Here is a 26,508-nt window from a genome sequence, read left to right as displayed (position 1 = left end):
CTATGCCGCAATGCAACGTGGAAGGCTATAATGTAGTGCTGTTCTTTAGTTTTTCTAGCAAAAGATGATGAAAACATCATTTTTAGATCGCAATTCCACCACTACTCGTGAATTTACAGTGAATCCTTTCCTGCAAAAACTTCAGCCTTACCCGTTCGAAAAGCTAAAACTTCTGTTCGCGGATGTCAAACCAAATCCAGCCTACAAAGCAATCAGCTTAGGTATTGGTGAGCCTAAGCATCCGACACCGGCATTTATCCGCCAGGCTGTAACGGATCATTTAGACGGACTAAGCGCATATCCGTCGACTGCAGGTTCAGATGCATTAAGACTGTCGATTGCAAATTGGCTGGCGCGTCGTTATGCAATACCTGTTTTGGACGCTTCCACTCAGATTTTGCCAGTAAACGGTTCACGCGAAGCGCTTTTTGCTTTAGCGCAAACGATCATCGATCCCAGCGCTAATCAGCACGGCAAACCTATCGTTCTGTGCCCCAATCCGTTTTACCAAATTTATGAAGGCGCAGCCTACTTAGCCGGTGCTGAACCTTATTTTGCCAACGCTGATCCTGAACGCAATTTTGCCCCCGACTATAAAAGTATTCCAGACGACATCTGGAAACGGGTGCAATTACTGTACATCTGCTCCCCGGGCAACCCGACTGGTGCCGTGTTGACACTATCAGACTGGAAAGAATTATTCGATTTATCAGACAAATACGGTTTTGTGATTGCAGCGGACGAATGCTATTCCGAAATTTACTTCAAGTCAGAGGCACCGCTAGGCAGCTTGCAAGCAGCGCATGCTTTAGGCAGAAATGACTACCGAGGCTTAATCACCTTATCCAGTTTATCTAAACGTTCTAATGTGCCTGGTATGCGCTCTGGATTTGTCGCTGGTGATGCAAGTATTATCAAAAACTTTCTGCTATATCGCACTTATCACGGCAGTGCGATGAGCCCTAGCATACAGTCGGCATCGATTCTGGCCTGGAATGATGAATTACACGTACATGAAAATCGAGAGAAATACCGTCAAAAATTTGCACAAGTCACACCACTTTTACAAGAAGTTCTGGACGTGAATTTGCCTGATGCTGCCTTCTATCTGTGGGCTAGGGTCGATAAGCTGTTATCCATTTCAGATACAGACTTCGCTAAGCGCTTATACCAAGAATATAATGTGACTGTGCTACCTGGCAGCTATTTAGCAAGGGATGCACATGGTAGCAATCCGGGACAAAACCGTATTCGCATGGCGCTGGTAGCCGAGGTTGAAGAATGTATGGAAGCAGCACAACGTATTGTCGCTTTCACCAAAAAACTTGCCGGTCTTTGATTTACTGAATTGATTAATCGAATTAACTACTGAAAGTACTTACGAAAAATTGTCCCAGCAAGGCGTAGCGACGACGACAGTACTTTAAGTACCGCTAGGAGCTGCAACGCAGCTGGGGTGATTTTGCATAAGTCCTAACTAAAATATTGGTTCTTATTTTGATCTTTTAATTGAATCAACGACCTACCTATTCACTCTCTTTTCTAAAAACTGAAAAAATAATATGACTCAACAATTACAGCAAATCATTGACCAGGCTTGGGAAGATCGCGCCAGTTTTTCACCTAAATCGGCACCTGCAGAATTACGCGAAGCCGTTGCCCATGTGTTATCCCAGCTTGATGCCGGAACACTGCGGGTCGCTGACAAAATCAGCGTCGGTAACTGGCAAGTCAATCAATGGATTAAAAAAGCGGTCTTGCTGTCCTTCCGCCTGGAAGACAACATCGTCATGCCATCCGGCGATCACATGCAGTTCTACGACAAAGTACCGACTAAGTTTGCTGACTACACCGCAGAAGATTTTGTTAAAGGTGGTTTCCGCGTGGTACCACCAGCCGTTGCACGTAGCGGTAGTTTTATTGGTAAAAATGTTGTATTGATGCCGTCCTACGTCAATATTGGTGCGTATGTCGATGAAGGCGCGATGGTTGACACCTGGGCCACCGTCGGCTCCTGCGCGCAAATCGGTAAAAACGTACATTTATCAGGCGGCGTAGGAATTGGTGGCGTTTTAGAGCCAATGCAAGCTAATCCAACCATCATTGAAGACAATTGCTTTATCGGTGCCCGTTCTGAAGTCGTAGAAGGCGTCATCGTTGAAGAAAACTCCGTGATTTCCATGGGTGTTTATATTGGTCAATCAACTAAAATCTACGATCGCGCTACAGGTGAAGTCAGCTATGGTCGCATTCCTTCCGGTTCTGTTGTAGTCTCTGGAAACCTACCCTCTTCAGATGGCAAATACAGTTTGTATTGTGCAGTGATCGTCAAACGTGTTGATGCGCAAACGCGCTCTAAAACTAGTATTAACGAGTTGCTGCGCGGCGTTTAATTTTTCGTTTAGATCCTTGTTTCGGTGTGTCTCTGTAAAAAGAAATACATCGACTTTTTAAGTTTTTACTCTTTTCCTTTTTGTATAGGGACACACCATGGCAATGGATCGCTTATTCCAGTTGATGAAAGAAAAACATGCGTCAGACATGTTTCTCGCCATGAACTCGCCTATCCATCTCAAGATTAATGGCAATCTTCTGCCGATTAACCAGCAAAAGATGGATCAGGCGAATATTCTGTCGCTGCTTAATGAAGTGGTATCGCCAGAACACATGGCACAACTGGAACGAGAGAATGAACTTAATATCGGTATTGGCGCGCCGGGTATCGGTCGTTTCCGCCTGTCTGCTTTCCGTCAGCGCGGCACAGTATCAGCGGTACTGCGTTTTGTACCGGGAAATATCCCTGCATTAAATACGCTGCACTTACCGCTGGTCTTGTCCGAACTGATTATGGAAAAGCGTGGTTTGATCCTGGTCGTGGGTGCCACCGGCTCCGGAAAATCCACCACCATTGCCTCTATGTTGGATCATCGTAATGAAATCAGAACTGGTCATATTCTGACCTTAGAAGATCCGATTGAATATCTGTTTAAAAGTAAAAAATCCATCGTCAATCAGCGCGAAATTGGCACAGACTCGGACAGTTTAAAAACTGCCTTAAAAAATTCTCTGCGTCAGGCACCGGATTGTATTTTGATCGGTGAGATTCGTGATCTGGAAACCATGCTGGCGGCGATTGCTTATGCCCAATCAGGTCATCTGGTATTAGCAACATTGCATGCCAATAATAGTTATCAGGCACTGAATCGTATTATCAGTTTCTTCCCGATGGAAAATCGCAACGCACTGTTATTAGATTTGTCATCTTCGATCCGCGCGATCGTGTCGCAACGACTAATACGTGCTGTCGATGGAGGTCGTTGCCCGGCAGTAGAAATTATGCTCAATACGCGCTATGTCGCAGAGTTAATTGAGCAAGGCGATATTTTCCAGATTAAAGAAGCGATTGAAAAGAGTTTGTCACCGGGCTCGCAGACGTTTGAACGTGCGTTGATGCATCTGATTAAAGAAGGTCTGATCAGTCAGGAAGAAGGTTTGGCTAATGCCGATTCTGCTAATAACTTACTGTGGTTGCTCAATAACGAAGCTGGACCAAGTCCAACCGCAGCAGAGCCTGAACCAGAGCAAAAAGAAGAAGCGTCTTTCACCGAATTTACACTGAATGTATAAACAACGTATAAACAAATTTATAGCTAAGTTTATACAAAGAAATAATAGAAAAATTAGAACATGCAATCACTCGTTTTATATGGCATCCCGAATTGCGATACCGTCAAAAAGGCACGCACCTGGTTACAGGAGCACGCTCTTACTTACAATTTTACTTTCGATTTTCATGATTTTAAAAAACAGGGACTAGAGCGCGCAACAGTTGAAGGCTGGCTTCAGCACACCAGTCTTGACGTGCTAATCAATCGCAAAGGTACTACCTGGCGCGCGCTTACAGATGAGCAAAAAACCTCGGTCAGCGATATCGATGCAGCAATCGCCTTGATGATTGCATCGCCCTCCATTATTAAACGCCCTGTGTTGCAAATGCTATCCTCCGGTGCCAAAGTCACACATATCGAAGTCGGATTTTCAGCCCAACAATACCAACCTCTTTTCAAATAATCGCTATGAGCAAAACACTTGCGCTGACAGAAAAACTGATCGCGCTATCTTCTGTCACACCAGAAGACAAAGGCTGCCAGGATGAACTGATCTCTTTGCTGACACCTCTTGGTTTTCAGTGCGAGACGATACAGTCCGGTGACGTCACCAACCTGTGGGCGCGTAAAGGCACTACACAACCCTTATTAGTATTTGCCGGTCATACCGACGTAGTACCAACCGGGCCAGTTGATCAATGGCAGTCGTTACCATTTACGCCTACCCACAGAGATGGCAAGTTATATGGCCGCGGCGCAGCGGATATGAAAACCTCGATTGCCGCATTTGTAGTCGCTTGCGAAGAATTTATTGCAGCCCATCCATATCACAAAGGCTCTATCGCTTTCCTGATCACCAGCGATGAAGAAGGTCCAGCAACCGACGGCACCGTCGTCGTTTGCGAACAACTCAAAGCCCGTGGTGAGCAATTGGATTACTGTATCGTTGGCGAACCAACCTCAGTTGATCTGTTGGGTGACACCATTAAAAATGGCAGACGCGGCACGATGTCCGGCAAGCTCACCATTAAAGGGGTGCAAGGTCATATCGCCTATCCGCAACTGGCAAAAAATCCCATCCACCTGGTTGCCCCTGCGCTGGCAGAGATGGTGGCAGAGGTATGGGATGAAGGTAACGAGTATTACCTGCCAACTTCATGGCAAATGTCGAACATTCACTCCGGTACTGGTGCCTCTAATGTCATTCCTGGCACCGCCGTGGTTGACTTCAATTTCCGTTTTTCTACCGCCAGTACAGCAGAAGGTTTGCAGCAACGCGTGCATGCCATCCTCGACAAAAACGGTATGGACTACGATTTAAAATGGACCATCGGCGGTCATCCCTTCCTCACGCCAAAAGGTGAGTTAAGCGATGCACTCGGTGCCGCGATTCAATCTGAAACCGGCCTGACGACAGAATTATCCACCACTGGCGGCACCTCCGACGGACGCTTTATCGCCAAAATTTGTCCGCAAGTGGTTGAGTTTGGCCCGCCCAATGCCAGTATCCACAAGATTGATGAACATATCGAAGTCCGCTTTATCGATCCACTCAAAAACATTTACCGCCGTACTTTAGAAAACCTGCTGACATGAGCAAATTGCCCTCCACCCTATTTTTAACGTTGCGTGATTTGTTGCGCTATGCGGTGACGCGCTTCAATACGGAAAAATTATTTTTCGGTCACGGCAGTGCTAACGCGCTGGATGAAGCTGCCTATCTGCTGCTGCATACGCTCAAATTACCGATTGATAAAATTGATCCGTTTCTGGATGCACGCTTGCTACCAGAAGAAGTCGAAGCCTGTCTGACTGTAATTCATCGTCGCTCGACCGATCGCGTGCCGGCGTCTTACATCACGAACGAAGCCTGGCTAGGCACGTATAATTTTTATGTCGATGAGCGCGTCATCGTACCGCGTTCATTCATCGCAGAACTGATCCCTGAGCATTTTTCACCATGGGTGCAAGAGCCGGACGCAATCACGCAAATTCTGGAACTTTGTACCGGCTCTGGCTGTTTGCCGATCATGCTGGCTGACGCGTTCACGGGTGCGCAAGTCGATGCCGTCGATATCTCTAAAGACGCGTTGGCAGTCGCCCAACGCAATGTAGACACCTACGAACTGCAAGATCGCATTACGCTGATTGAGTCGGACCTATACGCCAATGTGCCGGACAAAAAATACGACCTGATTATTACCAATCCGCCGTATGTTAATTCCAGCTCTATGGGCAAACTGCCGCAAGAATATTTGCATGAGCCGCAAATCGCCCTGGCTGGTGGCGAGGATGGCATGGATCTGGTGCGTAAAATCGTCGCAGGCGCAGGCAAACGTCTGACCAAAAATGGCATCCTGATGGTAGAAATCGGCAATGAACGAGCCTTTGCAGAGCAAGCATTTGCTGACCTCGATTTGACCTGGCTATCTACCAGCGCGGGTGACGACATGGTATTTTTAATCAATGCCAGTCAGCTAAGCAACAAATAAGCACTGAATAGACCCTGAACAAGCAGCTAATATCGCACTGCCAAAAATAAGATACTCACTATAAGTATCAACATTACATTGAAGATCGTCTAGAAAAAACCTGGACGATCCGCACTTAGAATCACATACTCCCCGTTTTTTGAAATTTTAGAAATAAGTAAATAATGATACGTCTTCAACAAGTCATCCTGGCGCGCGGCACCAAACCTCTATTCGATAGCGTCGATGTCACGCTCAATCCCGGCGACAAGATAGGCTTGATCGGTTCTAACGGCGCGGGTAAATCCAGCCTGTTCGCCATGTTGCGTGGAGAGCTGCATCCAGATCAAGGTAGCATCGAATTTCCCGCCAAATGGCAACTCGCCCACGTCGCACAAGAAACACCCGCACTGGAACGCAGCGCCATTGATTATGCGATTGATGGTGACACCACCTTACGCAAACTAGAAGCACAATTAGCCGCGCTGGAAGCACAACCCGAGAGCGCAGAAAACGGCCTCGCCATTGGCGAAATGTACGGCGCACTGGCCGATGCCGACGCCTACACCGTGCGCTCACGCGGCGAACAATTATTGCTGGGTCTCGGTTTTACGCTGGCACAAATGGAACAATCCGTTGCCAGCTTCTCCGGTGGCTGGCGCATGCGTTTAAATCTGGCGCAAGCCCTGATGTGCAAATCCGATTTATTGTTGCTCGATGAACCCACCAACCATCTGGATCTGGACGCGATTATTTGGCTGGAAGAATGGCTAAAACGCTACGCAGGTACACTGCTCATCATCTCGCATGATCGCGATTTTCTGGACGTCGTCGTCAACGTCGTCGTACACATTGATGAGCGTAAACTCAAGCGCTATTCAGGCAACTATTCCGCGTTTGAACGGCAGCGCGCCGCCCAGTTAATCCTGGCACAAGGTACCTTAGAAAAACAAACCCGCAAACGCGATCACCTGCAATCTTTTATTGATCGTTTCGCCGCCAAGGCAAGCAAAGCCAAACAAGCTCAAAGCCGCATCAAAGCATTGGCTAAGATGGAAGAACTCGCGCCGCTGAGGGCTGCGGCTGAATTCAAATTCCAATTCCGCGAACCACTCAGCGCGCCAAATCCTATGTTGGTCATGGAAGACGTCAACTGCGGCTACCGGGTTGAATCAAAAACTGATCACAGTTTCACTGAAAAAACCATCGTCTCCGACGTCAAATTTTCACTACAAATCGGCCAGCGAATCGGTTTATTGGGCGTCAACGGTGCAGGTAAGTCCACCCTGATCAAAACCATCGTCGGCGACATCGCGCCTTTGTGCGGCGATATGCAAACAGGCAAAGGCTTAGAGATCGGCTACTTCGCCCAGCATCAGGTAGAAATGTTACGCCACGACGAATCACCACTCTGGCATCTCGCCCACATCGCACCCAATGTACGTGAGCAAGAATTACGCAATTTCCTCGGTGGCTTCAATTTCCCCGGCAACATGGTGACCAGTCCCATCGCACCTTTCTCCGGTGGCGAAAAAGCCCGCCTCGCACTAGCCATGATCGTATGGCAGCGCCCTAACCTGCTGCTGCTCGATGAACCAACCAACCATCTGGACTTGGAAACCCGCGAAGCACTAACCGAAGCGCTAGCCCAGTTTGAAGGTACTCTGATCGTCGTCTCACATGACCGCCACTTATTACGCGCCACCACCGACCAATTCATCATCGTCGCCGATGGAAAACTACTCCCGTTTGACGGCGATCTGGACGACTACAAAGACTGGCTATTCAAAAATAAATTAGCCAAAGAAGCCGCCCCAAGTTTGCCAGTCAAAACCAAAGAAAAGCAAGACAGCTTACCGCTGGCAAAACCGATCCCGGTAGAAGATCAGGTCGAAGATAAAGAAAAAAAACGCAGGGACGCAGAGCAAAGACAAAAGCTCGCCACACAACGCAAACCGATCGAATCAAAGATCAAACGTCTGGAAGAGCAAATGGCCAGGCTCAACGCCAAGAAACAAGACATCTCAGCCCAGCTTGAAGATAGCAATATCTACAGCGATGCGAACAAAGAGAAGCTAAAAGGCCTCTTACTGGATCAGGCGTATCTGGTGAAAGAGCTTGAACAAACTGAGGCAGATTGGCTGGAGCAGCAGGAGTTTTTGGAGGCCGTGTCGTAAAGAAATTAGCTTCATTAAGTCAACCAAGTAGGTGCGATTAGCGCGGCGTAATCGCACACACATCATTGCTCACCTGACACCTCCATCAGTAAAAATATACGAAAGCGATTAGACATGAATCAGGTATTCGTTGATGTGATTGGAGTATTCAACATTCGTACGATTACGCTGCGCTAATCGTACCTACTTGGGATATTTTCTGCGCGAAATAGCAAGCTATCAGAACGTGACAAAAGGCTCAAAAAAACAAGTAATTAACATACTCTAACCCAGTAAATTTAATCGTCCATACAATCATTGGACGATGAGAGATATTTAATTAAAATCATGGGGAGTATATTAAAATTGTCATATTTGATGCGATCATTTGACATCGCATTTTTGTACAGCACAACCTACCCCACTTTTAATCCAAGTCCATGACAATCATCATCCAACCCGCTCGCATTGCAGATGCTGACGCAGTGCTTGCATTTGAATTGCAGAACCGCGACTACTTTGAGCAATGGGTGCACAGCCGCACCGACGCCTATTATGATCTGGCACATGTCCGGGCTACGTTGCATGCTGCAGAGGTTGAGCGCGAGCAGGATAAGTCGTTTCAATATCTGATCTGGGTAGATGATTCTGAGGCTGATCAGCCTCAGTTAGCTGGCAGAATTAATCTCACCAATATCGTCAGACCGCATTACAACAAAGCGACGCTGGGCTACCGCATGGCACAACAGGCAACCGGCAAAGGCATCGTCAGTTGCGCCATTAAATTATTACTGGAAGAAGCTTTCGGTTCACTCAAACTATGGCGTATTGAAGCGGTAGTTCGCCCAGCGAATATCGGTTCGGCGAAGGTCTTAGAGAAAAATGGGTTTAGCCAATTTGGCCGGTCAATTCGCAGCGTAAAATTGCACGGGGAATGGCAGGACTTATTGCACTTTGAACGACGCGCAGAATGATCTGCTGGCTACTTTAGGACTTACGCAAAAATGACGCCGCCAGAACCAAAGATAGCTGTGCGTTGACCTCTCATGTGTTGCTTAGACGGTTGTGGCATCTACATTTGCAGCACAAAACTAAATGTGAACTAACAGGTATAGTGATCTTTTTTTCATGAGAGGAAAGATCATGCCTTTAGTCACTATTACTGTCCGTAAGCCAAAATCGAGTGAATTCAAATCCGGCGTTTTAGATTCCGTGCATGCTGCACTGGTTGAGTCTGGCGTGCCCGTGACTGACAAATTCCATCGTGTATTGGAATTAGAGGCGGATGATTTTCGATTTGATAGCACTTACCCAGATCTGACATCTCCGCGTACTAATGATTTTGTCTTCATTGAAATTCTGTGGTCAGTCGGGCGCAGTGTGAAGATCAAGAAAAAGTTACTCGGCGATTTGATACAACGACTAACAGCGCTGGGCCACAATCCGGAAAACGTGATGGTCTGTTTTAAAGAAACGACCTGGGAAAACTGGTCATTTGGCGGTGGTCGTTTGATACACACCTGATGTGATTTTTGGTTGAAGAAACAGGATTTACATTGCAGCGGCAAGAAAATAGCTAGGGTGCGCCGTGCGCACCGATAAACTTGAGCTGCGGGATCGAGTTGCAAATGGTGCGCATGGCGCACCCTACGTGTATAGAGTTTCCAAATGCTGGTGGTAAATTCGGTGCTAGTGATTTGAGATAAATTGCCTTGCCGCTTGCATCTGCCCTCACCCCAGCCTTCTCCCGCTTGCGGGAGAAGGAGTGATGTGTTTAGTTTGCTTAGCTATGCGCGGATTCAACGCGGATTGAATTTTATAAGTTCAATTTTGCGGATTTAAGTACGCTGATTTAAGCTCGCTGATTCAACTTTATTAAATCAGCCCCCCGCTTCCATCAAGATTAATTCAACTTCTTCAACGCTTCTTTCACATACGCCGCATTGGGACTATTCGGCGATAGCTGCAAGAAGGTGTTGTAGGCGGCTTTTGCCTTTTCGTTGTCATTCAGCCTTGCTCTTGCATCGCCCAGATTGAGGTAGGCGATGGCTCTGGAGGGATCGATTTGCAAGGTGTTTTCAAACCAGCGTGCCGCCTCGGCAAACTTCTCTTGTTTAAAGTAAACGAAACCCAGATTATTCGCGGCCAAACCAAAGTCAGGTCGGTACTTAAGCGCCTCTGTGAAGGCCGCCTCTGCCTGCGGGTATTGTTTTTCCCGATAAAGTTGCAAGCCCTGATCATTGGCACGTTGCGCTAGCTGCCGGGATGAAGCGTCGACCGGTTTAGGCGCAGCGATTTTTTGCTCGCCGCCGTTCAGATTTTTAATCACGATCGGTGCGTCTGTACCGACCTTGTTACGGGCGTCGTCAATCTTGCTGTTGAGCGCAATCGCATCTGCGGACAACTGATCTGTCTTGGCATTTAAGAACTCGGATTCGCTCCGTACTTCAAACACAAATTCACCGCCTTCTGATCCTGGCAGGCTGCCAAATGCGGGTGTCTGTTGCGATACACTGGACACTGCAGGTGCGATGTAAGCTGCCAGCTCGGTAGCGGTGATCATGCCGTCACCATTGAGATCCGCTTTGCCGGACAGGGCTTGTAGTAGCGTCCAGGTGAAGACCGAATGGCCGTTTGGCCCTCCATCAGCGACTAACTGATCCGCGCCACCGGCAGTCAGCATCTGACGACCCAGCCGCTTGGCATTCTCACGCAGGAAACTGCTGGTGCCGCCACCGCGGGTTAAGCCAAGGCCACTGTAGCAGGCGTCCATCACAAACAGGATGTGCTTGGCATTCAGACTCTCGGCGATGTTCTGCAAATCCGTCATCGGGATCGCATCGACGGAGATTTGTTCAGGATCGGAATCAACAGGAATGATGTAGCCCAAATTGCGACCAGAACTCAGTTTGCGGGTAGCACCGTGGCCGGCAAAAAATACAAAAACACGGTCATCTTTTTTCAGTTGTCCATGACCTAGTTTGTCATGAAATACGCTCAGGATATTGTTCCTGGTGGCGTCGGCATTGGTCAGAGTAATGACTTTGTCGCTGGAAAAACCCAGACGGCCAATCAGCATGTCACGAATCGAATTCGCATCTTGTACCGCGTACTGCAACTTGGGCCATTTAGCATAATCATTAATTCCGATGACGACTGCCCAGCTATTTTGGTAATCGGTCGTAATGCTAATTTTTTCTACTGGCGCGGTAGTTTCTTTCCCTACCTTAAATTCGCTGCCATTCCATCCAGCAAAGTGATACCCATCGGCGATCAGTTTATCCAGCACCAGCGGCAACGCCTTGACGGTACGCTCGTGAATATCGTGGAATAAAATAATGCCGCGCTGCTCTTTATCGACTGTCGCCAATACACGGTTCGCGATGGAATTGGGGACGGGATCGGCCCAGTCCAAGGAATCAATATTCCACAACACTGAACGCAAACCAAGGCTGGACAAAATCTGCATGCCTTCCTTATTTTTGGCACCATACGGAAAGCGGAACAAGGACGAGCGCGCGGGATCAATCGCTTTTAATAACTGGTCGGTTTGTGCGATCTCGGCATGCAAACTATCGCCATTTTCTTTCGAGAGCAAGGCATGGCTAAAGCTATGATTTCCAATCGCATACCCGGATGCCAATAATTTTTTGCTGATATCCGCGTTTTTATTCAACTTTTCTTTACCTTGCGCATCAACGGTACCAACGTTGCGCCCGACTTGAAAAAATACCGCAGGCACATTGTATTGTTTGAGTATCGCTGCGATCTCGTCGGTATAAGTCGCATGTGGACCATCATCAAACGTTAAGACGATTGTTTTGGCGGGCAAGCCAGTGCCAAAAATATCCTTGTCTTTGGCTGCAGCAGCAGGATCAACCGGTTCCGGAATCTCAGGGTAAGGCAAGATCACGCCATAGTCTTTAAGGATCTGTTCACGCGGATAGAGTTTGCGCAGCTTGTTGAGGTAATCATCCCAACGCTCCCGTTTTAGCTCTATCGAGCGGGTCTCAAACCGGGAGAAAATGTCTTTTAATTCTTTATCGTATTCTCTTTCGATCTCATCCAAAGCAGTAAGATCATCACCAACGCGTTTATGTAATTTAATCGCTGGCAAAGTTTGTTCTGTCGCAATCGCTTTTTGCAGTTTGAGTAAGACTTCACGGAAAGCCAGCCGATCAGCGTCGAACAAGCCCTCACCGGATTCAATAAAATTGAGCATGGCGTCATAAGCAGCTTCGCGCTCTGGCGCTTTGAGCTTTTTTAATGACTCCAGATAATCATCAACAGCAAGCAGTCGCCCCAGATTTTCATGAAACAAGGCTTGACCAATCCGGTTAGCAGCGGTTTTCTCTTTGGCATTGAGTGACTTTTCGTCGCCTAACAGTACGATCACTTTTCTGTACGCTGCCAGAATATCGCCTAACTCTTTCGGCAACTTGTTTTGCGATGGAGCGATATCAACGAGATCGGCCTTTCCCTGCTCTGGCTTTGTTGTCTTGCTGGTAGAAAAAATATAAGCGCCTGATGCGACCAAAGCCGTAACAACTAGGGCGGCAATGGCGAGAATAATTTTGCGAGATTGGCTCATGAAGTAATTACGTGTGTCGGCAAAGTTGGATTGAGTTGCTAAGGCTGTAAGACCGAAAAGCGAAACAAGAATGGTGTAGTTGCAATCAAGCCGTATCTTAAGTCAGATCATGATATTTTTGACAAAAATTTGCTTCAATCAATGTGGGCAAGACATCGTGAATAGATCAGAAACATGCCAATTGATTTGTTGTCTCAGGCATCAGTTCAGCTAGGTTTTAGATATCATTGCCATAGACTAGTATTAAATACTCCCAGCTAGTATAATTTATTGTCCATATAATCATTGGGCAATGAGGCATATTTCATAAAAATGATAGGGAGTATATTAAATACTCTTTTTATTCGTGGTATTGAGTGAAAGATGTTTCCGTCACAAAGTATGAGAACCAATCCGTGATTTGCATCACTCCTGAATTACAACAAAAACCGCATGACTCTTTTCAAAGTCATGCGGTGCTTTTGTGGTCTACTCCAATCAGATCGAGCTTAGGTGATCAAATAACGATCGCTTCTTTTTTCTCTGATTTATTTAATAAATCCTTCGCTGCCAATGCAAGAAATGCATCAACTGCTGACGCACTTGCGCCACCGGTTTGTATGCTTGGTACCATGGCGATGTGACCTTTTTCAATCGCTTCAGCAAAGCGCAGTAAGACTGTTTGCTGGAATTGCAGTTCTGGACCGCCATAGGCTTCTACATTCAAGCGAGTTGCTTTTGCTTGCGCCTCACCGACTTGTTGAAGTTGATACGCTTCGGCGTTGGCCAGAGTACGTTTGGCATCGGCGGCACCAGACGCCGTTTGGCGTGCTTCTTCCGCTGCTTTGATCGCTTTCTGAACTGCTGCACTACCTTGGTTTTCGGCGATTTTGACGGCTAATTCTGATTCGGTAATGGCCGTTTGTTGTTTCGCTTTGGCCTCTGCCTCACGCAAAATACGTTCTTGTACTGCTGCAGTTTCTTTGGTTTTGTAGGTCTCTAATTGTTCTCTCGACACTTGGCGTTCACGCAGTTGTTTTAGGATGACTTCAATTTGCGTATCCCCTGTTTTGGCGCGCGGAGTGCCGATCAGGACTTCATTTAAAGTCAGGTTATAGCCTTCAAAGTTTTTGCGCATTTCTGCTTTGGCACGCTCTTGGATATCGGAACGCTCTTGCAATAATTCGATCAGCGTTTTGCCTTGTCCTATATTTTTAAAATAAGCAGCAACCATCGGGTCCAGCGTTTGCTCAACCAATTTTTGGATATCGCCGAAGCGCTGAATCACAAGCGGTGCCATTTTGTAGTCGATATTAACGACTACAGATAATGGCAAATCAGGCTCAAACGCATCTTTGGTAATTAAGGACACTTCGCTCAAATGCTTATCTAACTCATGCGAACCAACAGCCCCTGATTGCCATTTCAAAATGAAATTCGTTGTTGGGACATCGATGACCCGTTTAGCATAAGGATTAAGTGCGTATTTTCCAGGTAATAGCGGCGCGGCTTGTACACCTTTTTCATCACTGCCCACCAGTTCACCATGACGATATGCCTCACCTGTCACATCATTACCGGCTTTGCCAGTGTAAGAGACAACCACACCGACATAGCCCACCGCGACCACGCGTTTCTCCACGATTTCATAACTAGCGAAACGTGCATTCAGATAATAAGTACCTTCCACCAAGACTTGTAATTGGCGACCTTTATAACCACCGGCATCGATAAAGACTTCAGGATTTTGATAATCATGGTGATAGCTAGCAGCGTGATGGGGATCGGCACCAACCACGGGTGCAACGATGGTGCCCTCTGGCAGAGATTGGCCTTCATGCGTAGTAATGACAGCTAGTTTATCGTCACGGATCACAAGAGGCTGAAAGCCGTTACGCTTTCTGAGTTCATTTAACATTTCTGCCAATTGACCAACGACCTGACCTTCGCTATTGATATTGGTGTCGCCTGGCAAAGGCAAGGCGTAGACTTTTTCAGAACTCAAGACGACGAATTGAGCAAGGTTGATCGCATAAGTACCTTCGCGCAGAATTTTTCTTTGCAAGCCCTTTTGACCTGCGCTGGTCAAAAATCCACGCACATCCGTAAAGTCATTTGCCGTTTTATTGCAGGCTAGATTTTGTGTCGGCGCCATCGCTTGTCCGTCGCGGGCAAATACATAGGCAAGCGTGCCCTGCTGTATCGTTACTAGATCATGCCGATGAATCGCATATTGAAATGGGAAGAATAAATGGAAGCCACCACGTAAGACTTCGGGCTGAAAACCAGCCTCACCGCTTAAGGCGATAAATCCATGTTCTAAGGAACCTGACAGTGACCATTTCTTTTCTACGATACCGATTTTTTCGTTGGAGATATACACCAGCATATTGCTGGCGTACACCAAAATAACGAGGGCAAGTACGGAGACTGCCAAAATAATTTCAAGCATGATGAATCCTTTTTTTATGAATCCCGAATTTCTGGAAATGCAGCGGCCTGACTAGCACTGGATAAGCGCTAGCTGAACTACTGTTTGCTTTTTTTGTGGAAAAATAGGGAGCCTGTCACGCTCCATAAGAAAATTAAGAAGGTCGTCGCGGCACTTCTGTTGCGATGACTTTTTGGGACTTAACGACTTGCATTGCGGTAGCGATCAGGCCACTCATATCACCCAAATTGGCTGGGATAATGATGGAATTATTGGTCTTAGCCAAATTGGCAAAAGCCGCTACATATTGCTCAGCAACTTTAAGATTAGCGGCATCAGAGCCACCTGGTAATTGCATCGCAGCGGCAGTTTTACGAATCGCTTCTGCACTCGCTTCTGCAATAGAGAGGATAGCGGCTGCCTGACCTTGCGCACGATTAATCGATGCTTGCATTTCACCTTCTGATTTGGCGATGGAAGCTTCTCTCTCACCGGTTGCAATATTGATTTGTTCTTGCTTACGACCTTCCGACGCGGCGATCAGGGCACGTTTTTCACGCTCGGCAGTAATCTGCGCCTGCATCGCATGCAGAATCTCTTTGGGTGGTGTGAGGTCTTTGATTTCGTAACGCAAGACTTTGACACCCCAATTAGCGGCGGATTCATCAATCGCATTCACGATCGTTGTATTGATGTGGTCGCGCTCTTCAAATGTTTTGTCCAGTTCCATCTTACCGATGACAGAACGCAAGGTGGTTTGTGCCAGTTGCGTAATCGCAGCGATGTAATTGGAAGACCCATACGATGCGCGCATCGCATCCGTAATTTGAAAATACAAAATACCGTCCACTTGCAACTGTGTGTTGTCGCGCGTAATACATACTTGCGGTGGCACATCCAACGGGATTTCTTTCAAAATATGTTTGTAGGCTATGCGATCAACAAAAGGAACAACAATGTTTAAACCTGGCCCCAGAGTTGCATGATATTTACCCAAACGCTCGACTACCCAAGCATGCTGTTGCGGCACGACATTAATGGTTTTGATGACAAAGACCATTGCCAGAACAAACAGAATTAAAGCTACACCACTAAAACTACCCATATACACTCCATAAAATTCAAATCGGTTTCAGACAAATTAAGATGACTCAATATAGTGACTAAGTACCACTACCAAGCACGACTACTAAGTCATTACGACTAAACAGTTGCAACGGCATTGCCGTGTTTTACGACGGTTTTACAATTAAACGACTTCCTTGTATTTCATCAATCACATATACGCCAGGATACCCAGCTGAGTGCTGCAACTCTACATCCCACATTGCACCGCGATACATGGAACGCGCATTAAATTTACCGTTACCGGCATCTTTCCATTCATCGATTTGCAGGGTCTGACCGATGTCCATATTCACATTCGGATCACGCGCAGCATCCACGTTTTTTGTAAAACCGTACTTGCTTTTATGCAGCGTGACCGTAGCAACCGCACCCACCAAAGCGGCAATAATCAATTGTGTGGAGACACCAAAATTGAAGAAAGCAACCAAGGCACCAGCCACAATGCCGATAGAAATCATTAACAAATAAAAAGTGCCAGTAAACAATTCTAGTATCACCACCAAACCCGCCAACACCAGCCACATCATCCATGCGTTCATAGTCGTTTTTTCTCCTTATCTTTTTTCATCACTATTCAAGTTCAATATCGCCAACATCGGTGAATCGTCGTATTCTGCGCGATTTGTTTCAAACGGTCATCGGTAATCGCGTTGAGAATTTACTCACCAAATTCTGTAAAAAAAAGCCCCCGCTACCTTTTGGCAGCGAGGGCTATTTTTATGAATTTTGTTGGAGTATTGATTTTATTTTTATTACTGTTAAGGCATCAGTAGTCTAGTCTAAATTCCGTAAACTACAACCACTAAAATCAGTCTTGTTGCGGCGCACCAACAAAAAAGCGTGAGCCTGTTTTTGATACAGGCTCACGCTTTATTTTGCTACTGACGACTGAAATTGGTGAGTTTTTTATTTGCTCACAGCCGCCAGTTTTTGCCAGGTATCAATGACAGAATCAGGATTGAGTGAAATAGACTCTATACCTTCCTTCATCAACCATTCTGCAAAGTCAGGATGATCGGATGGGCCCTGACCGCAAATACCAACGTACTTATTCAATTTGATGCAGGCAGCAATGGCGCGTGACAGCAAAGCACGCACAGCAGGATCACGCTCATCAAAATCAGCCGCCAGCAACTCCATGCCGGAATCTCGATCCAAGCCCAGTGTAAGCTGAGTCAGATCGTTGGAACCGATCGAGAAGCCATCAAAGAATTGCAAGAATTCTTCTGCCAAAATCGCATTAGATGGGACCTCGCACATCATGATAATGCGCAAGCCGTTTTCACCACGCTTGAGGCCGTTTTTGGCGAGCAGATTCACTACTTTTTCTGCCTGCCCCAAAGTACGGACGAAAGGCACCATGATCTCGACATTGGTGAGACCCATATCGTTACGGACACGTTTCATTGCCAGGCATTCCATCTCAAACGACTCAGCAAAGTCACCTGCCAAATAACGCGCTGCACCGCGGAAGCCTAACATCGGATTTTCTTCATCCGGCTCGTAACGTGATCCGCCGATCAACTTTTTATATTCGTTCGATTTAAAATCAGACAAACGCACGATGACTTTTTTCGGCCAGAATGCGGCTGCGATCGTAGCGATACCTTCGGCTAATTTGTCAACATAGAACGCTCTTGGAGAAGCATGTCCACGCGCGACCGATTCAACTGCTTTTTTCAGATCTGCATCAATATTCGGATATTCCAGAATCGCTTTTGGATGAACACCGATATTGTTGTTGATGATGAACTCTAAACGCGCCAGACCCACACCTTCGTTTGGTACGGATTGGAAATCAAATGCCAATTGCGGATTGCCCACATTGAGCATAATTTTGAGTGGCAGCTTAGGCAATTCGCCACGCATTTCTTCTGTGATTTCTGTCTCTAGCAAACCGTCGTAGATTTTGCCTTCGTCACCCTCGGCACAAGATACGGTGACCAGCGTGCCGTCTTTAAGCAATTCAGTCGCATCGCCGCAACCAACTACCGCAGGCACACCCAACTCACGCGCAATAATCGCTGCGTGGCAAGTACGGCCACCGCGATTAGTCACGATCGCTGCAGCACGCTTCATGACGGGTTCCCAGTTAGGATCGGTCATGTCGGCAACTAATACGTCACCTGGTTGCACGCGCTCCATTTCGGATGGATCATGGATCACACGGACGCGACCTGCGCCGATTTTCTGTCCAATGGCACGGCCAGACGTAATAACTGTGCCGGTACCTTTGAGCTTAAAGCGTTGCTGCGCATCGGTTGATTTTTGTTGTGATTTAACGGTTTCTGGACGTGCCTGCAAAATGTAGAGTTTGCCGTCACGACCATCTTTGCCCCACTCGATATCCATAGGACGACCGTAGTGTTTTTCGATGATGACAGCGTACTTGGCCAGCTCAACCACTTCAGTATCGTTGAGCGAATAGCGATTGCGCAGTTCGATAGGGACATCGACTGTTTTAACAGAGCGACCTGCTTTGGCTTCGCCAGTAAATTCCATTTTGATCAGCTTGGAACCGATATTGCGGCGGATCACTGGCAATTTACCTAGTTCCAGCATCGGCTTATGAACATAAAATTCATCAGGATTGACCGCGCCCTGCACTACTGTTTCGCCCAGACCGTAGCTGGATGTGATGAAAACCACATCCTTAAAACCGGACTCGGTATCAATCGTGAACATCACACCAGCCGCGCCCAGATCAGAACGTACCATGCGCTGCACCCCCGCCGACAAGGCGACCTCAGCATGCGTAAAGCCTTTGTGTACACGGTAGGAAATGGCACGGTCGTTATACAGCGATGCAAAAACATGCTTCATCGCTTCTAACACGTTGTCGATGCCGACCACGTTGAGGAAAGTCTCTTGCTGACCTGCAAATGAGGCATCTGGTAAATCTTCTGCCGTGGCTGAGGAGCGCACAGCAAATGACATTTCCGCCGTCGAGTCTGCAACCAAGCGGTTATAAAACTCTTCAATCTCTTTTTGCAAACGTGGCTGAAACGGCGTATCAATAATCCATTGACGGATTTCGGCACCCGCTCTTGCCAGTTCTTTGACGTCTTCAATATCTAAACTGACGAGGCGATCAGCGATACGCTGCGCCAATGGTGCGCCGCCGTTTTCGCTATACGATAAAAAATCACGGAAAGCCTGTGCTGTTGTGGCAAAACCACCCGGAACACGGACACCTGCCGTTGCCAGCTGGCTAATCATTTCGCCTAAAGATGCATTTTTCCCGCCGACGGATTCAACATCCGTCATTCGTAAATGCTCAAACGAGGCGACATAAGTTGCCTCGGTAATTGCTGCGTTGGACATAACAACCTCTTTTTGATGGTAAGAAATCTGTACTAGTCATGGCACATGCTAATCGATACGGATCTTTACTGCTCTGAATGCTCTTACTTAGTGCAAACTACTTCGTCCATCGCTGTTTTTTTTGTTATTCTTAGTATCAATGCGCGAAGACAAAGAGGAGCTGAAAGAAAAGTAACTATTGCGTGCAACTTGCTGGCTGCCATTTTACATGGAGTGCCAGCTAATTTGCCCACGTAAAGTTAGAATTTAGCGTCTTTTTTGTTATAAGTATAGAAAGAATTTTTGTGCGGCGAAATAAATCGCTGTGCAAACAAGTCATCCACCCAGCCGAGCAAAGACTCCATGCCTGATCCACTACAACCGCCCATCCCACCCGCTAACCGGACCGTATTTTTTGTATCGGATGGTACGGGTATTACTGCCGAAACTTTTGGTCATTCAGTTTTAACCCAATTTGACTTAAAGTTTAAGCAAGTTCGATTACCTTTCATCGACACCTTAGACAAAGCGCATGACGCGGCGCGCAAAATTAATGAGGCTTTGGCTGTTGACGGCAATCGCCCTATTATTTTTTCTACCTTGGTTAAAACTGATCTGGCCGAAGTGGTATTTAAATCCAAAGGCATGCATATGGATTTGATCCAAACCTTTGTCGCGCCACTGGAGCACGAGCTGGGCGTGAAATCCAGCCACACCATCGGTCGCAGCCACAACATGACCGATTCGGAAGAATATAAAAACCGTATCGAGGCAATCAACTTTTCATTAGCGCATGACGACGGTCAATCGCATAAAAATCTGTCGGCAGCCGATGTCATTCTGGTCGGCGTATCGCGCTCGGGCAAAACTCCGACCAGCTTATACCTGGCAATGCAATACGGGATTAAAGCAGCGAATTATCCTTTAATACCGGATGATTTTGAGCGTGGCAAATTACCGTCTAACCTGCCGCCGTATAAGGCAAAAATTTTTGGCTTGAGCATCGCGCCGGAGCGCTTATCCGAGATCCGCAACGAGCGCCGCCCTGGTAGCAAATATGCGTCTTTAGAAAATTGTCGCTATGAAGTCAACGAAGCAGAAGCGATGATGAAGCGTGAAGGCATACGCTGGTTATCATCCACCACCAAGTCAATCGAAGAAATCTCCACCACAATTTTGCAAGAGATTAAATCGGATGTGAGGATTTACTAAGTAGCTTGAAGTCAAGTAGGCATGGCGCTGAGTAGAAGCAAAAAACGCAGAGAGTAAATCACCTTTGCGTTCTTTGTACCTCTGTGTTACGCACTCATTTTCAAGCTAACTCGTATGTTTAATACCAAAAAATTCCGGTACAAATCAATATACTCCCCGTTATTTTTAATAAATATGCCACAGTATCCAATGATTATATGGACGCTTAATATATACCCACCGGCAGTATAAAAATCATTAAAGGAAAACCTGTAGCTGATTTTCTGCTGAGAAAACCAAAAACAGATATTTTTATGCATACGATAGAACAAGCGGCGTTTGCCGCATGGCCTGCGCTGGAGCAACAAGATGTTGACGGCTGGCGGCTGCGTTTTTCTGAGGGGTATACCAAGCGCGCCAATTCTGCGAATGCCTTAGTCAGGATCACAAGCTTGCCAGAAACACAGATCAAGCACATCGAAGAGATTTTCCACGCACGCAAGCTAACGCCTATTTTCCGCCTGGCGTCATTTTGTACGTCGCCCGAGGTTGACCAGAGCTTAGAAAAACAAGGCTATCAGTTTGCCGATTTGTCGCTGGTAATGACAGTCAATTTGGCTGAAAGTCGTAATAACGATATGGGCGATGATGCTCATGAACAGGGCTTCCTCATTGAGGTAAAACCGTGGCTGAGCGCTTTCCAAGAACTATCTGGTTATGAGGCAATAGGATAAAAAATCCATCTGCGAATGCTGCAGGCGATCCAAGGTCAATGCGCTTTTGCGGTATTGCGAGAAGGCGGCCAGATAGTCTGCTGCGGGCTTGGTGTGATCACTGGCACACAGTTGGGATTATTTGATGTCGTCACGCATCCCGATTTTCGCGGGCGAGGGTTGGCACAACAACTTTGCAGCAAACTCATGGTATGGGGTAAATCAGGCGGTGCCAGCGATGCTTATCTGCAAGTCGTAGCGGCGAATGCAACAGCCATCCGGGTGTATGAAAAACTGGGGTTTAGCCGTTGTTATCATTATTGGTATCGGCTGCATCCTTGATGCCTGTTAGGTAGTCTTGATCAAAAAATCAAAAAAATAGAGCGAGAAATTGGCGCTCTATTTTTTATGTAACCTTACAATTTACAGCGATTGTCTGACTTGCTCAAAAAAACAAATTGCAGCACTGGCAGCAACATTCAGCGACTCGATTTCTGCCCGCTGCGGGATAGTAACGGTGTGGCTTGCCAGCGCCATCAAATCCTCTGCTACGCCCTGCCCTTCATGACCGAATAGCCATGCGACAGGCTGATTTAAATTTACCTGATAAATCGTCTGTGTCGTATGCGAGCTGGTTGCCAGAATCGGTATGCGGGTATTGTTGAGTAAACTGTGCAGATCAACATTTTCAAAAATATTTAGCAAAAAATGTGCGCCCATCCCAGCCCGCATCACTTTAGGCGACCACGCAAAAGCGGTACCGGGACTACAAAATACGTTGCGAATGCCTGCGCCAGCGGCGCTGCGCAAGATCGATCCTAAGTTGCCAGGATCTTGTAAATTATCGAGCAAGACTGAGGATTCTTGCAGCAGTGCCGGGAATACCGGATCAGGCGTGGCGATGATAAACATGACACCAATGCCGTGTTCGACCTGACTCAACGCATTGTACAAAGCATCAGGCAAACAAATACATTGCGCCTTTTCGCTACACAGCGAGAGTATTGATTCCACCTCAGGGTGATGGACGCTGCCCTCAGAAATAATACAGATTTGCGGTGCGCCCAGATGCTGCCAATATGCCTGACATAAATGCACGCCATCCAGCAAAGTACGGCCAGACTTACGACGCGCTTGCGAGCTGGTGGCAAGCAGCTTCAGTTCTTTAAAGAGCGGATTATCGCGGGAAGTAATTGATTTCATTGAGTCAGAAATTGGGGTCAGTCTTTTGGAAGCTAGAGCTTAACAACGCTCTTACCGGCGCATAAGATTTTCTATGAATTGGCGAGACGCCATGTTCACGCAATAACGCCAAATGTAAGGCGGTAGGATAACCTTTGTGCTGATCCAAAGCGTATTGCGGATACTGCAAATGCAATTGTGCCAGACGGTGGTCACGAGCCGTTTTTGCCAAAATCGAGGCGGCTGAAATAGCTTGTACTTTGTCATCGCCTTTGACGATCGCCTCTGATCGTACCGACATGACAGGACAACGATTGCCGTCAATCAGTGCCAGTGTCGGCTGGATGGCTAAACCCTCTACTGCGCGGCGCATTGCCAGCATGGTGGCCTGCAAAATATTAAGCTCATCAATTTCTTGCTCAGAACATTCGGCAATAGACCAGGCCAGCGCATATTGCTTAATCTCAATCGCTAACTGGTCGCGCCTGGCCTCACTCAGTTTCTTAGAATCGCGCAAACCGGCAATCGGATGCGCAGGATTAAGGATCACTGCCGCAGCCATCACAGGACCAGCTAACGGACCGCGCCCCGCTTCGTCTACACCACAAATTAATTCGCCTTCATAATCAAACAGCGAGAAGGTGGAGTCGATTTTACTCATCTAAAAATGCTTTCAATTTGGCTTGGTCTAAAAAATAATGGCAAATCTGCTGCTCCGGCGCATTGACTTTTTTACCCACAAGCACTGGCACTAACTCATCATATAAAGCGAGCAAAGCATCGTCGGCATCAACATCCAGCACATGTACGGTGAAGTTAAAGTCGTTGGAAAACGCTTGCAACTGCGCCAGCATGTCGTCGCAAAGATGGCAATAACTGCGGGAATAAAGGGTGAATTCGGTCATTTTACTTTGATCTGAGAGGAATATTACCTATACTCCCCGATTATTTTCATTAATATGCCAGATTGTCCAATGATCTATTGGACAATTAAAATATACTTACCTAGAGTATATTTTCAGCATTCAAGCCAATCATTATGTAACTGGCGAAAAACTGCCAAACAATTCTGACGTCATTATAAGTGGATAGATTCGGTCTAAGCGACTACTACAGAAGTCTTTCAAGCACTTACAAAAAAACTGCCCACACGAGTGCGGGCAGTTTTTGTTAATGTGGTGACGCACGTAAAATCAAATTACTGAGCAGCAGGACGAATCGGGATGAATTTAGAAATATTGTCCCGGCGGACTAACAAGACGGCAGCTTTTTTCGCATCAAGTTTTGCGACCATAGCAGCAAACTGCTTAGCATCTTTGACATCGACATTATTCAAGGTCAGGATGATGTCACCTTGCTGCAGACCTGCTTGCGCTGCGGGGCCTTCAACAGAATCGATAACCACACCGCTGGCGCCTGGCAATTCTTTCTTTTGCGCGTCGGTCATGTCGGTGACAAAAATACCTAAGACGTTTGTTGCTTGTTCACGCTTAGGTTTTTTATCCGTTTTCGCAGCGACTTTATTATCAGCTTCTGCTTCCGCCACCACAACGGATAACTCACGTGCGGCACCTTTACGCCAAATGGAGATAGTGGCTTTTGAACCCGGCTTCACCATGCCAACAATACGTGGCAGATCGCTAGATTTTTCTATAGCGATGCCATTAAATTTAAGGATAACGTCGCCATCTTGGACGCCTGCTTTGTCTGCCGGCGCACCTGGCTCGACCTGGCTGACTAAGGCACCTTGGGCTTTGGACAAACCGATGGATTCTGCGACCTCTTTAGACATTTCGCCGAGCAATACACCGATACGACCGCGTGTGACTTTGCCACCTGATTTTAACTGGTCGGCGACCCGCATCGCCTCATCGATCGGAATCGCGAAGGAAATACCCATATAACCGCCAGAGCGACTATAAATCTGGGAGTTGATACCGATCACTTCGCCACGCATATTGATCAGCGGACCGCCTGAATTGCCAGGATTGACGGCAACGTCTGTTTGGATCAAAGGCAGATAATCTCCTGTATCACGGGCTTTAGCAGAGATAATCCCGGCGGTAACTGTGTTGTCCAGATCAAACGGAGAACCGATCGCCAGTACCCATTCGCCTGCTCTAATTTTGTCTGAATCACCAATCGACAAACGTGGCAACTTGCTGCCTTCGATTTTTAATACGGCGACGTCAGTACGTTGATCTGAGCCTATAACTTTGGCTTTGAATTCGCGCTTGTCGGTGAGTTTAACGTAGACTTCTGAAGCGCCTTCAACTACGTGGGTGTTGGTCAGAACATAACCGTCTTGCGAGATGATAAAACCGGAGCCTACGCCGCGCGGAATTTCTTCTTCTTGCCGCTGAGGTGCTTTTTTACGACCCTTTGGTGTTGGTGCAGGTTGCTGCTTGGGAATTGGCATACCGAAGAAGCGACGGAAAAACTCTTGCATCTGCTCGTCATCTCCGCCCATTTCCATTTGCCCTTGCTGGACTTTTTCTGTGGTGCGGATATTCACTACGGCAGGACTGGTTTTATCCACCAAGTCCGTAAAATCAGGTAAGCCAGTAACTAGGGGAGCTGTTGCAGATGCTGGTGCGGCCTCGGCCAATGTCGCACCCATCACGGTTGGGGCGATAAAGCCAAAACAGGCACTGATCGTTAAAGTGGAAATGACGGTGGAAACAAAATTTTTGACAGGAAAGCGTGGTGTTATTTTCATGGCATCATCACTTAGGTTTAAATTCAATGGAGTTTATGACTTGTTTAATTGCAGCAAATGGTACCTCGCCTACAGCGGTCAACCAATAATCTCCATGACGCTTACCCATAATTGTAACCGCGCCTTGCTGCAAACTACCCTCAGTCCGGCCTTGAGTATCTGGCTCGATAAAGACCGAAATCGCAGCAATGCCATCAGAAAAAATCATTTGTATGACTTCATGAGGTTTAGGCTGACTAGCTGCGGATGCCGCTGCCGTAGTTGAACCATTTGATGCAATTGACACAGGAATCAAGCGCTTCATCTCACGGTTTTTCTTAAATCCTGCGGGTAAAGCCATCACTACCCAACCAGAATTGATATTAGGCTGTACTGTGAGGTTTTCAACATGCCATTGTGCCGTATTTTGAAAACTTGGCTTAACGCGGCTCTTATCGATATCACCCAAGTAAAGCTGGGTGAAGGCAATTTGCTCTATCACTTCATTTTTTGCATTAACGGTTTGTGCACGTAATAACAAACCTGAGGTCTGATCCATGCACAAGCGATAGCCATAGCGATAAATATCTTTAGGCTCGAAGCTCAATACCTGACATTGGGAGCCTGCGACGCGACTAAGTTCGGCTTTTTTAATCGAGTACGATTCTGGCAAGGATTGTGCATTGCTGGTGAGCAAAGAAGGGAATACTTCTTGGGTAACTTGTTTTTCAACCTGTATGGTTTTACTTTCAGGCAGATAACAAGTTACCTCGTCATTATGTCTAACGTATTCTCTTGGCTTGCCATCCAGAATTTCTAGTTTTTCTAGCTCGTTATTGGCTTCCAACAAATGCGTAATGCGCGAGGTGCGCATTTGATTCGCTTGCTGATATACGAAGGTACCGGAGTAATTGAGCTTTTGCGCTGAACTTTGCATCTTACGCAGCAGGCTTGGTATGTCCTGCGCTTCCTGACTTTGCGCATACAGCAAAGGACTCGCAGCAATACCTGCAATCAGCAAAAATAAAGGAAAACTTGAACGCGGCAACAGCATAGT

At 46.9% G+C, this 26,508-nt stretch carries 22 protein-coding genes; 12 read left to right on the top strand and 10 right to left on the bottom strand.

Annotated elements, in window-relative coordinates:
* Positions 1-118: 118 nt before the first annotated feature.
* The 9 genes from dapC (at position 119) to AAKU64_RS02915 (ending at position 9,759) form a co-directional block, all read left to right on the top strand.
* Positions 119-1,339 carry a succinyldiaminopimelate transaminase gene (gene dapC, locus AAKU64_RS02955; RefSeq protein WP_354331461.1) on the top strand — a complete coding sequence of 407 codons (1,221 nt, stop codon included), beginning with the start codon at positions 119-121 and terminating at the stop codon, positions 1,337-1,339.
* A gap of 223 nt (positions 1,340-1,562) precedes the next feature.
* A complete protein-coding gene (gene dapD / locus AAKU64_RS02950; RefSeq protein ID WP_354361364.1) occupies positions 1,563-2,393 on the top strand; it encodes a 2,3,4,5-tetrahydropyridine-2,6-dicarboxylate N-succinyltransferase in 831 nt (276 codons plus the stop codon).
* A gap of 97 nt (positions 2,394-2,490) precedes the next feature.
* Positions 2,491-3,627, top strand: a complete 1,137-nt coding sequence (locus tag AAKU64_RS02945) for a PilT/PilU family type 4a pilus ATPase (RefSeq protein ID WP_354361362.1) — start codon at positions 2,491-2,493, stop codon at positions 3,625-3,627.
* Positions 3,628-3,687: 60 nt separating this feature from the next.
* Positions 3,688-4,071, top strand: coding sequence for an arsenate reductase (locus AAKU64_RS02940; protein ID WP_354331388.1), 384 nt, complete (start codon positions 3,688-3,690; stop codon positions 4,069-4,071).
* Positions 4,072-4,076: 5 nt separating this feature from the next.
* Complete coding sequence (gene dapE, locus AAKU64_RS02935) at positions 4,077-5,204, top strand: succinyl-diaminopimelate desuccinylase (protein ID WP_354361360.1); 1,128 nt, start codon at positions 4,077-4,079, stop codon at positions 5,202-5,204.
* A complete protein-coding gene (gene prmB, locus AAKU64_RS02930; RefSeq protein ID WP_354331384.1) occupies positions 5,201-6,100 on the top strand; it encodes a 50S ribosomal protein L3 N(5)-glutamine methyltransferase in 900 nt (299 codons plus the stop codon). Before dapE ends, prmB begins: the two co-directional genes overlap by 4 nt.
* Before the next feature lie 164 nt (positions 6,101-6,264).
* On the top strand, positions 6,265-8,256 hold the full coding sequence (locus AAKU64_RS02925) for an ATP-binding cassette domain-containing protein (RefSeq protein WP_354361356.1): 1,992 nt from the start codon (positions 6,265-6,267) through the stop codon (positions 8,254-8,256).
* A 419-nt stretch (positions 8,257-8,675) separates the two neighbouring features.
* A complete protein-coding gene (locus AAKU64_RS02920; protein WP_354331380.1) occupies positions 8,676-9,209 on the top strand; it encodes a GNAT family N-acetyltransferase in 534 nt (177 codons plus the stop codon).
* 169 nt (positions 9,210-9,378) lie between these two features.
* Positions 9,379-9,759 (top strand): tautomerase family protein, encoded by a 381-nt coding sequence (locus AAKU64_RS02915; protein WP_354331378.1) that lies wholly within the window; start codon positions 9,379-9,381, stop codon positions 9,757-9,759.
* A gap of 379 nt (positions 9,760-10,138) precedes the next feature.
* Here AAKU64_RS02915 and AAKU64_RS02910 read toward each other — a convergent pair whose 3' ends face one another.
* From AAKU64_RS02910 to ppsA, 5 genes are all read right to left on the bottom strand, one after another.
* Positions 10,139-12,826 carry a polysaccharide deacetylase family protein gene (locus AAKU64_RS02910; RefSeq protein ID WP_354331376.1) on the bottom strand — a complete coding sequence of 896 codons (2,688 nt, stop codon included), beginning with the start codon at positions 12,824-12,826 and terminating at the stop codon, positions 10,139-10,141.
* 496 nt (positions 12,827-13,322) lie between these two features.
* Positions 13,323-15,257 (bottom strand): SPFH domain-containing protein, encoded by a 1,935-nt coding sequence (locus tag AAKU64_RS02905; RefSeq protein WP_354331374.1) that lies wholly within the window; start codon positions 15,255-15,257, stop codon positions 13,323-13,325.
* Positions 15,258-15,390: 133 nt separating this feature from the next.
* Positions 15,391-16,341: an SPFH domain-containing protein gene (locus tag AAKU64_RS02900; protein ID WP_322119298.1), complete on the bottom strand. Its 951-nt coding sequence runs from the start codon at positions 16,339-16,341 to the stop codon at positions 15,391-15,393.
* A gap of 127 nt (positions 16,342-16,468) precedes the next feature.
* Positions 16,469-16,903: an NfeD family protein gene (locus AAKU64_RS02895; protein ID WP_354331372.1), complete on the bottom strand. Its 435-nt coding sequence runs from the start codon at positions 16,901-16,903 to the stop codon at positions 16,469-16,471.
* A gap of 367 nt (positions 16,904-17,270) precedes the next feature.
* Positions 17,271-19,688, bottom strand: coding sequence for a phosphoenolpyruvate synthase (gene ppsA / locus AAKU64_RS02890; protein ID WP_354331370.1), 2,418 nt, complete (start codon positions 19,686-19,688; stop codon positions 17,271-17,273).
* Positions 19,689-20,030: 342 nt separating this feature from the next.
* On the opposite strand from ppsA, the gene ppsR reads away from it, so the two are divergent.
* From ppsR to AAKU64_RS02875, 3 genes are all read left to right on the top strand, one after another.
* Positions 20,031-20,879 carry a posphoenolpyruvate synthetase regulatory kinase/phosphorylase PpsR gene (ppsR, locus tag AAKU64_RS02885; RefSeq protein ID WP_322119301.1) on the top strand — a complete coding sequence of 283 codons (849 nt, stop codon included), beginning with the start codon at positions 20,031-20,033 and terminating at the stop codon, positions 20,877-20,879.
* Positions 20,880-21,172: 293 nt separating this feature from the next.
* Positions 21,173-21,592, top strand: a complete 420-nt coding sequence (locus tag AAKU64_RS02880; protein ID WP_354331368.1) for a GNAT family N-acetyltransferase, cg3035/Rv0428c family — start codon at positions 21,173-21,175, stop codon at positions 21,590-21,592.
* Positions 21,593-21,607: 15 nt separating this feature from the next.
* Complete coding sequence (locus tag AAKU64_RS02875; RefSeq protein ID WP_354331366.1) at positions 21,608-21,913, top strand: GNAT family N-acetyltransferase; 306 nt, start codon at positions 21,608-21,610, stop codon at positions 21,911-21,913.
* An 81-nt stretch (positions 21,914-21,994) separates the two neighbouring features.
* Here the strand turns inward: AAKU64_RS02875 and AAKU64_RS02870 are convergent, their stop codons facing one another.
* From AAKU64_RS02870 to AAKU64_RS02850, 5 genes are all read right to left on the bottom strand, one after another.
* Positions 21,995-22,774, bottom strand: a complete 780-nt coding sequence (locus AAKU64_RS02870) for a TrmH family RNA methyltransferase (RefSeq protein ID WP_354331364.1) — start codon at positions 22,772-22,774, stop codon at positions 21,995-21,997.
* Positions 22,775-22,778: 4 nt separating this feature from the next.
* On the bottom strand, positions 22,779-23,414 hold the full coding sequence (gene rnhB, locus AAKU64_RS02865; protein ID WP_354331362.1) for a ribonuclease HII: 636 nt from the start codon (positions 23,412-23,414) through the stop codon (positions 22,779-22,781).
* Positions 23,407-23,658, bottom strand: a complete 252-nt coding sequence (locus tag AAKU64_RS02860) for a glutaredoxin family protein (protein WP_354331360.1) — start codon at positions 23,656-23,658, stop codon at positions 23,407-23,409. The genes rnhB and AAKU64_RS02860 overlap by 8 nt, the downstream gene beginning before the upstream one ends.
* Positions 23,659-23,951: 293 nt before the next feature.
* Positions 23,952-25,472: a DegQ family serine endoprotease gene (locus AAKU64_RS02855; protein WP_503012687.1), complete on the bottom strand. Its 1,521-nt coding sequence runs from the start codon at positions 25,470-25,472 to the stop codon at positions 23,952-23,954.
* A 7-nt stretch (positions 25,473-25,479) separates the two neighbouring features.
* Positions 25,480-26,505 carry a MucB/RseB C-terminal domain-containing protein gene (locus AAKU64_RS02850; RefSeq protein ID WP_354331358.1) on the bottom strand — a complete coding sequence of 342 codons (1,026 nt, stop codon included), beginning with the start codon at positions 26,503-26,505 and terminating at the stop codon, positions 25,480-25,482.
* Positions 26,506-26,508: the final 3 nt, after the last annotated feature.

This window comes from Undibacterium sp. GrIS 1.8, assembly GCF_040544445.1.
Taxonomy (GTDB): Bacteria; Pseudomonadota; Gammaproteobacteria; order Burkholderiales; family Burkholderiaceae_D; genus Undibacterium.
Note: the sequence above shows the minus strand (reverse complement) of the source record. Positions and strands in the feature narration are given on the sequence as shown.